Origin of the sequence: Cupriavidus lacunae, from assembly GCF_003353055.1 — a bacterium.
Lineage (GTDB): Bacteria > Pseudomonadota > Gammaproteobacteria > Burkholderiales > Burkholderiaceae > Cupriavidus > Cupriavidus lacunae.
Map to the genome: position 1 here is coordinate 1 of NZ_QKWJ01000212.1, position 1,980 is coordinate 1,980.

At 53.4% G+C, this 1,980-nt stretch carries 2 protein-coding genes; one reads left to right on the top strand and one right to left on the bottom strand.

The window, feature by feature from the left end:
* Window positions 1-119: 119 nt before the first annotated feature.
* A complete protein-coding gene (locus tag DN412_RS42690; RefSeq protein WP_115216974.1) occupies window positions 120-278 on the bottom strand; it encodes a cold-shock protein in 159 nt (52 codons plus the stop codon).
* A gap of 652 nt (window positions 279-930) precedes the next feature.
* Here DN412_RS42690 and DN412_RS42695 point away from each other — a divergent pair.
* Entirely contained in the window at window positions 931-1,374 is a 444-nt protein-coding gene (locus DN412_RS42695; protein WP_115216975.1) for a GNAT family N-acetyltransferase, read from the top strand.
* The last annotated feature ends 606 nt before the right edge of the window (window positions 1,375-1,980 follow it).

Sequence of the window (1,980 nt, forward strand, 5' to 3'; positions counted from 1 at the left end):
TGGCCTTGAATTCCGCCGTGTGTACCTTGCGCTTCTTGCCTTCACTCATTCGCCATCATCCCGTCAAGGACGACAGCTTAAACCACCGCCTGATCACTGTCTCAAATCGTGGGTCCACTTTAGACTTCGAATTCGACTTTGGCGCCTTCATCAAGGGATTTGAATCCAGTGCCCTGGATTTCCGTGTGATGGGCAAATAAGTCCGGACCACCGTTATCCGGTGTGATGAACCCAAAGCCCTTTTCGTTGTTGAACCACTTCACAGTACCGGTCGCCATTTCATCCTCGAAGTCAAAAGAAATTCAAGCTGGCAAGTTATCAGGACACTGAGCTGTCAGCGAGCTTGTTCGCCTGCTGGCGCTAGGTCCCTGCGATGAGCATAGTCGACCAAGCCAGCTGGTGCCAAGACGGCTGGTCGGTCGCTGAGGATGGGCCGCGTTGGCGACGCGCCATCTGGTGTTTCCGAATTCTCGGAGCCCTCCCTCAACTGGGCGGGTTTTGATGGGTGGCTCCGCAGTGCTCAATGTAGATTCCTATTTCTTTATCGCAGTGAGTGCTCGCAAACTGTTATGTGGTCCTTCGTCGATACTATGACGTGAAATTAATATGACTTATATCAGAATTAAGAGTGGCAATGTGCGTTGAAGAACATTGAAGACTCAGTCGGGTGAAGCAATTTAACTCTACTAGGACATACTTTCTAGAAGAGCGTGCTTTTAGCACACCGCGCTTACGGGGGACTCTTATTGTGGTTGGCAGGACAGCCTTTTGATGAAGAGGCAGAAAATGTGACAAGTATATTCTTCAGTCGTTAACGAATGACACTGGCGGATATAGAAAATCGGGAAGACGCGCAGATGAACGGCGCACCTTTGTCAGGTGATACGCTCTCAATCGGTTGTACGCACGTCGGGAGGCAGGATAAAAAGAATGATAAAAGGCATGCGAATCCGGGCAGCCGAGCCGGCAGATATGCAGGCCGTCTCGCAGGTGCTCCACTCCTGCGGTTTGCCAATCAGCGATATGGCCCACTTGTCCCGCCTCTTCAGTTTGGCGGCCCTAGGGGAAAAGGTAATCGGTTGCGCCTGCGGTGAAATATATGGCGAGACGGTCATCATCCAATCCGTTGCAGTTCTGGCGGAGTGTCGGGGCCACCAGGTTGCCACTCATCTTGTCGGGGCTGTCTTGATGCGTGCCCGCGCCCATGGCTGCACCAAGGCTGCGGTGCTCACGTCTGAATATCCCGCATTCTTTGCCCGCTTTGGGTTCACACTCACCGCCGTCGGCGAGATGCCGCAAGAAATGCAGCTATCGAAGGAGTTCGTTCGACGCTTCGGCGCGAGAACGCATTGCATGTGCCGTCGTCTCGATTGACGAATTCATTGGCGGAGCTTGCATCGAGCTCAATCAGCCCGGAAAAAAGAAGGCCCGTGAGGCGCGAACGTCAGCGGGCACCATCAATCGGTCTTTCGACCACGCAGAGAAGGAGATTGCAGCTGTTGCGGAGATACCCAACCACGCTGTTTGAGCGTAGGGCAAGCCGAAGCACATTGCTAGGCATGCGGACCGTTCAATCTTGAAACGCAGCCCAAACTTCGCCGCCATGACGCTCGCTGCAATATAGTTCTGAGGAACGATTTAGATGCGGCCACGACTGGAAGTTGACGTACATTGCCGCCGTCGTCTTATACAACCGCCGAGTGAACAAGCCGTCAAACGAGATAGTTGTCTCCCGCACATTTCGATAGCTGTTCCACCATTATGCTTTGACCAGAAGCTCGCTTGGTCTGTGAGCGCTGGCATGAGGCCAAGCGCATTACCAGAACGACTTCGAAGACCAGGAATGGCGTGGTCAAGGGCATTCCCTTATACAGAAGTAGGACCGCCTCGGCAGCCGAGCATGTAGCCTGAGGCTGCGAAATTTCGAGGTAAGGGGTTGTTAACTTCGCCAGACTCGCGTTTACTCTCGAATTTTCGCGC

Coding starts and splice junctions, on each gene's coding strand:
- DN412_RS42690 (WP_115216974.1), bottom strand. CDS start 278: ATGGCGACCGGTACTGTGAAGTGGTTCAACAACGAAAAGGGCTTTGGG.
- DN412_RS42695 (WP_115216975.1), top strand. CDS start 931: ATGATAAAAGGCATGCGAATCCGGGCAGCCGAGCCGGCAGATATGCAG.